Source organism: Marinospirillum sp. (genome assembly GCF_014859565.1).
The window spans coordinates 1-7756 of the sequence record NZ_JACUUA010000158.1 but is presented as its reverse complement, the minus strand read 5'-3'; the positions used below and the strand labels follow the sequence as shown (position 1 = coordinate 7756).

5 protein-coding genes are annotated in these 7756 nt (G+C 53.0%); all 5 read left to right on the top strand.

Translation table 11 applies throughout. The features are described 5' to 3' along the window. Window positions 1–1234 (top strand): DUF1302 family protein (locus IBX50_RS15085; RefSeq protein WP_292257120.1); only part of this gene is annotated, 1234 nt, incomplete at its 5' end. 31 nt (window positions 1235–1265) lie between these two features. Beyond that, the gene (locus tag IBX50_RS15080; protein WP_292257119.1) at window positions 1266–2609 is read left to right on the top strand and encodes a DUF1329 domain-containing protein; all 1344 of its coding nucleotides are present in this window, start codon (window positions 1266–1268) and stop codon (window positions 2607–2609) included. Window positions 2610–2692: 83 nt separating this feature from the next. Then, a complete protein-coding gene (locus tag IBX50_RS15075; protein ID WP_292257118.1) occupies window positions 2693–5314 on the top strand; it encodes a LuxR C-terminal-related transcriptional regulator in 2622 nt (873 codons plus the stop codon). A gap of 78 nt (window positions 5315–5392) precedes the next feature. Beyond that, the gene (locus tag IBX50_RS15070) at window positions 5393–7321 is read left to right on the top strand and encodes a beta-ketoacyl synthase (protein WP_292257117.1); all 1929 of its coding nucleotides are present in this window, start codon (window positions 5393–5395) and stop codon (window positions 7319–7321) included. An 89-nt stretch (window positions 7322–7410) separates the two neighbouring features. Then, a partial coding sequence (locus tag IBX50_RS15065) for a transposase (protein ID WP_366930738.1) occupies window positions 7411–7756 on the top strand: 346 nt, incomplete at its 3' end.

Here is a 7756-nt window from a genome sequence, read left to right as displayed (position 1 = left end):
GAGTGGCATCAATGAACAGGCCAACGTCGCAGGCACTCTCACAGGTACGCCTTTTGCCGCTCTGGCAAGCTCTTTTGCACTGGCTAATGGTTATGGACAACTGGGACTCTCCAGTAAAGACTTGACCATTGCTCAGCGTGCCAGTGATGAAGAGCCTAGCGATACAGGGCAGTTTGGTGTTGCTTTGAAGTGGTACGCAGAACAGCTGAATGGCACTGAATTTGGCCTGTCATTCCAGAATATTCACGGCCGGCTACCTTTAGCCGGAGGTTATGTCAGTACTGGATCTGATGCACAGAAAGCTGTTACCTATGCAACCATAATGCAAAATACTGCAACAACCATGAATAAAAGCCTAGCCATTCCTTCAGAAGCACTTGAAGTTGCTACAGCAGTTGCTGGCAACTCAACCGCTCAAGCAGTAATCGCTGCTGCCGGTAATGACAAAGCCACTCAATACATTATTGAGTTCCCGGAAGACCAGAAAATCATAGCTGCATCCTTTGCAACACTCTTACCTACCGGCACAGCCTGGTCAGGTGAGTTCACCTATCGCCCTGATGCACCAATCCAGATTAACGCCAACGACGTACTGGTGCGCGGCCTGCTGGGCAACCTGGGCTACAACCCGAATACTGCCGGCCATAACAACACAGCTCATCCGCTGTATGGCAACTTAGTAGCTCGCTTACCATCAGAAATTCGTGAGCTGGAATCCGGTGTACAAAAAGGTTACCGCGAACTGGATGTTTACCAATTTCAGAGCACCTTTATCCATGATATTAACCGCGTGATGGCTGCTGATAATCTGCGTCTGATCGGTGAAATTGGCTTCACTTATGTGAATGATTTGCCCGACACCAGCGAGATACGTTTTGGCCGCTCCTCTGTTTATGGATCCAGTGGCAGTGAAACTGAAATGTTCGCTGACAACGGCTACGTAACCGAGCTGTCCTGGGGTTATCGTGTACTGGCTCAACTGGAGTACAACAATGCTCTGGTGGGTGGTTTGACACTCAAACCCACAGTCTCCTGGAGTCATGATGTCAGTGGTTACGGCCCCGAGCCAGGCAGCCAGTTTTATGAAGGCCGCATGATTCTGGGTACCGCACTGGGCGCTGAATACATGAATACCTATTTCAGCAATCTAAGCTACACCCATTACTTCGATACCGACTACTGGGATCTGGATGACCGCAATTTCATCAGCCTCAGTGTTGGCATGAACTACTGATCAAGTGCAACTTGTTAAAAGGATAAAAACAATGAAACAGACCACACGTAATTTTACCCTGGGAGGGCTGGCAACAGCCCTGTTGGCCGCAGGTTTACTGGCCTCTGGCGGTTCTCTGCTGGCGGCTGACCGCCTGGGTGGCAACCAGCTGACACCAATGGGCGCAGAGCGTGCCGGTGGAGCAGGTGGACGCATTCCCGCCTGGGACGGCGGACTCAAACAAGGGCCGGGTAACTGGAAAGACGGTTACGGCAATCCCTTTGCTGCAGAAAAACCCCTGTATGTCATCACCGCACAGAACTACACCGAGTATCAGGCAAGGCTGGCTCCCGGTCAGATTGAAATGCTGAAGAAGTATCCGGACACTTTCCGTATTCCGGTCTACCCGACTCACCGAACGGCCGGTTACCCCCAGGCTGTTTATGATCAGGTCAAGCAGAACGCCCGTGACGCCAAACTGGTGGATAAGGGCAATGGTGTGGAAGGCTTTAATCAGGTCACACCCTTCCCGCTTCCAAAAACCGGTGTAGAGCTGGTGTGGAACCACTCCACACGTTACCGCGGCCCCGGTGCCGAGCGTGAAGTGACCTTGGTAACTCCACAAGCCAATGGTAACTTTACTCCGGTAACACTGAGCGAAGAGTTCATGTTTATTGCCGATCCGGTGGAAAACAGCCTGTTTTATTTCCTGCAATCCGTGACTGCACCTGCGCGTCTTTCCGGCACCGTGCTGCTGGTTCAGGAAACCATGAATCAGGTGAAAGAACCACGCCGTGCCTGGATTTACAACGCGGGTCAACGTCGTGTGCGTCGTGCTCCTCAGGTGGCTTATGACGGACCCGGCACTGCAGCAGATGGTCAGCGTACTTCCGATGGCCTGGATGTATTCAACGGTGCACCGGATCGTTATGAGTGGAAGCTGGTGGGCAAAAAAGAGATGTACATTCCCTACAACAGCTACAAACTGCTGAACACCGGTCTCAGTGTGAATGACATTGTACAGGCAGGTCACCTGAATCCTGAGCACTCACGTTATGAGCTGCACCGGGTCTGGCAGGTTGAGGGTACCCTGCGTGATGGTCAGCGCCACATTTATGCCAAGCGTGTGATGTACTTTGATGAAGACACCTACCAGATTGCTCATGTGGATCATTATGATGGACGTGGCAACCTCTGGCGGGTCGCTGAAGGTCATACCGTACAGTTCCATGATGTACAAGTGCCCTGGTACGCCGCTGAAACCATCTACGACCTGGTGAATGGCCGTTACATTGTGTCGGGTCTAATCAATGACACCCGTGGTTATAACTGGGATTACCAGGCTCAGCGCAGCAACTTCACACCGGCAGCTCTCAGCCGTGCCGGTGGTCGCTGAGCAGCAAACCCTTGTATCCCCTGTCCGCCTGACTTAGTTTATTAAAAGGTTAATGGCTTTTTCAGTCGGACACTGGGGTTCAAATGGCTTCAAACATCCTCTTGCAGGAGTCTGCTTTACACAGCAGCCTCCTGCCTTGTCGTTTTAAAGCACCGGCCATGCCTGCTCACACTCTGGTGCGGGAACGCCTGCTGACCCGACTGGAGCAGGCTTCCGGCTGCCGCCTGATCCTGCTGCTGGCACCGGCAGGCAGTGGTAAATCCCTGCTACTCAGTCAATGGCACCACAGTCAACGCCTGCCAAGCTGTTGGCTGGATCTTAATCACATGGATGACACTCCGGAGGCACTGTTCAGCGGCATTCTTGCCAGCCTGGCAAACCTGCCTGATCTTGCACCGGCATCCCGTGAACAGCTGCTGACAGCGCTGCCTGACCCGTTATCCCCTTTCCCGGAACACCCGGAGCAATTACTCAATCAACAAATGGCAGCGCTGGGTGGAGCAATCAGAACTCACAGCCACCTGATACTGGATGCCGTGGAAAACATCAGCCATCCACAGAGCTTAAAGCTGCTGGATTTACTGCTGATGGCACTGCCAGAAAATCTGTCACTAATATTAGCCTCTCGTACACCCCTGCCTCTGGATACCAGCAAACTGCAGCTCAGCGAACAGCTTTTGTTCCTGCAGCGTCAGGAGCTGGCCTTCACCGCAGATGAAATCCGCCAGTTGTTCAGCCAACTGAACAAAAGTATCCACCTGCCCTGGGTCACAGAGCTGTGGCAACAAACTTTGGGCTGGCCAGCAGTAATACGACTGGTTTCACAAACCGGCGATTTTTCGCTGACGCGCCAGTATCTGCAGGAGCAGGTGCTGGCCACTTTACCGGATAAGGATCTGCAACTACTGCGGCAAATGTCCAGACTCAAATCCAGCAGTAGTTCACTACTGACTGCACTGATTAACTCACCCATCACCGAAACTGCCCTGAACCACCTTGCCGCAGCCGGGCTACTACTGACATCCGACACACAGGATCACGAACCCTGGTACAGCCTGCATCCGCAGTTACAGCAGTTATTAACCCAGCCTGAACCCATCGACCCGGACTTTTATACTCAAGCCGCACAACTGCTGGCTGCAAAAGGACTTCACTTTGCTGCTGCTGAGCAGGCTTACAAGGCTGGGCAACCGGAATTACTGGCACAACAGATGCAACAGCTCGGGGATCATCTACTCCAAAGCCTGGAGCCAGCCCCTTTTTTATTATGGAAAACCAGCCTGCCAACAGCACTGCTGGAAGCCTCACCGACATTGCTGCTGATCAGCTGCCAGGCATTAATCCTGGCTGGTCAGATCGACACAGCCTTGTTGCATTTGCAGAATGCAGGACTAAAGGATGATCATCACGCCCGCCTATTACACTGCCAGATTCTGGCTGCACAGGGTAAAGGTGATACGGCGCTGCAACAGACACTGGCGCTTTATCCACAACTGAAAAACCAGTCCACTGGCATCAGGGTAGTCGCGCTGATGCTGATTACCCGCATTCAGATTTCACGCAATCAGTTAAAAGCTGCACGAGGATTCAACCGTGAAGCTCAGATGCTGGCACACAAAGCCTTTAACATCGAACTGGAGCAATTGCTGGTTTATGACCAGGTTTGCATCGAAATGGGCAAAGGGCACCTGCAGCTGGCGGCACACCTGCTGACAGAAGCTCTGCGGCGCCCATCCATCGGAGCTGTGCCCCGTGGCCGATTATTTTTGCTGAAGGGTTATCTGGATTGGTGCCAGGGTAATATCCGCCAGGCACAGCAGTTTCTGGAAGAAGGTATTTCACTTTTGCGACCCACGGGGGATCAACACCTGATCAGTGGCTTTCTGGTGTTATCCCTGACAGCACGGACAGAAGGTGATATCACTGCTGCTTTTGACTGGCTGGCCGAAGCTGAACGCTCCCTGCATGTACATCATCCCGCATCTGCCAGCTGGCAACCCATGGTCACTGCACTCAAGGCCAGCTTGTGGCTGGATCAGGGCAAGCTGGATCTGGCACTCACCTGGTTACAACAACTGGCCGACCAGGGGTTTCAACAACCGCTGGTGCACTTACCACTACAAGGCCAGCTGCTGCAACTGTTATACGCCCGCGCCCTGCTCAGTCATCGTCGTTATCCTCAGGCGCTGACCGTATTAAACAATGAGCTGGAGAACACCCGCGACTATCCGACATCCGGGCTATTTATTCTGGCGCACAAGGCACTGGCGTTAAAACACAGTCGCCAGACCAGTGCAGCACTTGAATGCCTGCGTGAAGCCTTGTTACTGGCACAACAGGAAAACTTTCAGATGCCATTTTTAAGTGCTGACACCAGCCTGAAAGAGCTGCTGCAACAACTCAAGGAACAGCTGTCACCTGGATCAGAATCGCTGGATTTTGCCCAGCAGTTGCTGGAACAAGTCCAGCAGCATAAGGATCGTAAAACTCTGAATGATCCAACCCGTCCACTGGAAAAACTCTCCACTCGAGAGGAGCAGGTATTACGGTTAGTCGCCGAGGGTTTGCCCAACAAGGAGATTGCTGAACGGCTATTTATCTCTCTGCATACCGTCAAAACCCACCTGCGCCACATGCTGCGCAAACTGGACGCCAGAACTCGCACCCAGGCTGTTACACGTGCCAGAGAGCTGCACCTGTTGTAATCAGAGGGCTGCTGACTCATAGCCCAAATCCGGGTGCAGTGATAAGATAGGGAGACTTTCTGTTCAGAGGATAGTCTTTTGTCATACCTTCCCGTCATCATCGGCATGGGCGGCGTCAGCCCCGCAGGACGCACTTCCGGTCACCACGCTTTTCGGCGTATGCTGCTGAATCAGTTACCCTTGGGGAAACAAAACACAACTCTGCTGTCCCTTGCCAGCCTTACCGGACTGGCTCGTCAGACTGCGCCTGAGCAGTGGCAAACCCGTAACGGAGAAACCCTTTCCTCCGCGCTGCTGTTGGAGCGTTATCGCTCAGAGCTGATCAACAACACCCTGATTCGCCGAATTCATCCGGACTGGTTTGATGTACACGCTCACCCCGGTAGTCGCACCCTGACATTGCAGCCCGGCGAAACACCCATAAAATTTAATCTGCGTCGTCGTCAATTGCCGGATCGTATTCCACCGGGCTGGCAGGTTCGTGACCTATCCGCCGGAGAAGTCGAAATTACCCTGCTGCATCCCCAGGACGTATTGATCACTGATCCTCGTGAGGCACTGGTGCAAGCTGCCGGTATGCTGCCCACCGGTTTTGATCCCGGCGCCCATTATCGCAGTGCCAACCATCCTCGCGGTCTGCAGATGGCTGTTTTTGGTGCATCTGATCTGCTGGGACAAACCGGTATCGACTGGCAATCACTCAGCAGTCGTGTACGACCGGATCAGATTGGTGTATTTGCCAGCAACTCCATAGGCCAGCTGGATCAGGATGGCTGGGGTGGTCTGCTGCAAAACCCGGTCACTGGCAAACGTACCACCTCCAAACAGATGCCCCTGGGTTATGCCCAGATGACGGCAGATTTTATCAATGCTTACATACTGGGTAATATCGGTCAGTCCAGCGGTTTACTTGGAGCCTGCGCCACCTTCCTGTACAACCTGCAGGCGGCCACTAACGCCATTCGTTCCGGTCGTTTAAAAATTGCCCTGGTGGGCACCTCGGATGCCCCGGTCACACCGGAAATCATCGAAGGCTTCCGTGCCATGGGTGCACTGGCTGATAACATCAGCCTGCGTGCTCTGGATGGTGTCGAGCACCTTGAGGATCAGCACTTCCGTCGAGCCTGCCGTCCCTTCTCGGACAACTGCGGTTTCACCATTGCTGAATCAGCGCAATTCACCCTGCTGGTTTCTGACGATCTGGCCGTCGAAACAGGCGCACAGATTCTGGGTTCGGTTCCCGAAGTTTTTGCCAACGCAGACGGCTTTAAACGCTCCATATCGGCACCGGGTATTGGCAACTATCTGACCTTAGCCAAGGCCGCCGCGCTGGGTCGTAGCCTGCTGGGTGAAAAAGCCCTGCGCGAACGCAGTTATGTTCATGCCCACGGCACCAGCACACCCAAAAACCGCACCACTGAATCCCATGTTATTAACGAAGTGGCAAAAGCCATGGGTATTCAGTCCTGGCCGGTCGCTGCCATCAAAGCATTTGTGGGTCACTCACAAGGCACCGCCGGTGGTGATCAGTTCATGAGTGCACTGGGCAATTGGGCAGAAGGCTGGTTGCCGGGCATCAGCACGGTGGATCATTTTGCTGCAGATATCCACGACTCCAATCTTAAGTTGTCGATTGAGCATCAGGAAACCGGCCAGCAGGGCATGGACATGGCGCTGCTGAATGCCAAGGGTTTTGGTGGTAACAATGCCAGCGCCTTGCTGCTGGCTCCGCATATCACTCAGCAGATGCTGGAAGCCCGTCACGGCCGCGAAGCCATGAACAAACATCAAGCACAACTGGAAAAAACTCTGGAACTTAGCCAACAGCATGAAGATGACTTTACCAGTGGCGCATTCAAGCTGAATTACCAGTTCGGAGAACAGGTGCTGGAAGGCGAAGACCTTAAAATGGACGCCAACAGCATGGAAATACCCGGTTATATACAAAAAGTTAACCTGAACCTGCAAAATCCCTTTAAAGATATGCTTGAGCCTGGTGTCGAATAAAGATTACAGTTGCCAAAACAGCAGTAAATGACCAAAATGCGCGACAAGCCCCGTACTTTTAGTGCGGGTAAGGATAGCGCTGGGAGGCGATTCACGCCAAAATTGCCAATCGCAGAAAAAATGCCCTGCACCAATTCAGCCGAGAGCTAGTCAATCGCTCCGGTTTGATTGTGGTGGGCAATGTTTCTTCTTTATCACAAGCGAAAACCAACCGTGCGAAATCGGTTTATGATGCCGGCTGGTCAATGTTGAAAACAATGCTGGAATACAAATGCGATCACGCAGGCATTGTTTTCAAAGAAGTGAATGAAGCCTACACCACCCAGACCTGCTCGAATTGTGGCTCATGCCCCGATTCAAGTCCGAAAGGACTCGCAGGCCTTGGAATCAGAGAATGGACTTGCAGTGCGTGTGGTGCCACGCACGAACGCGACG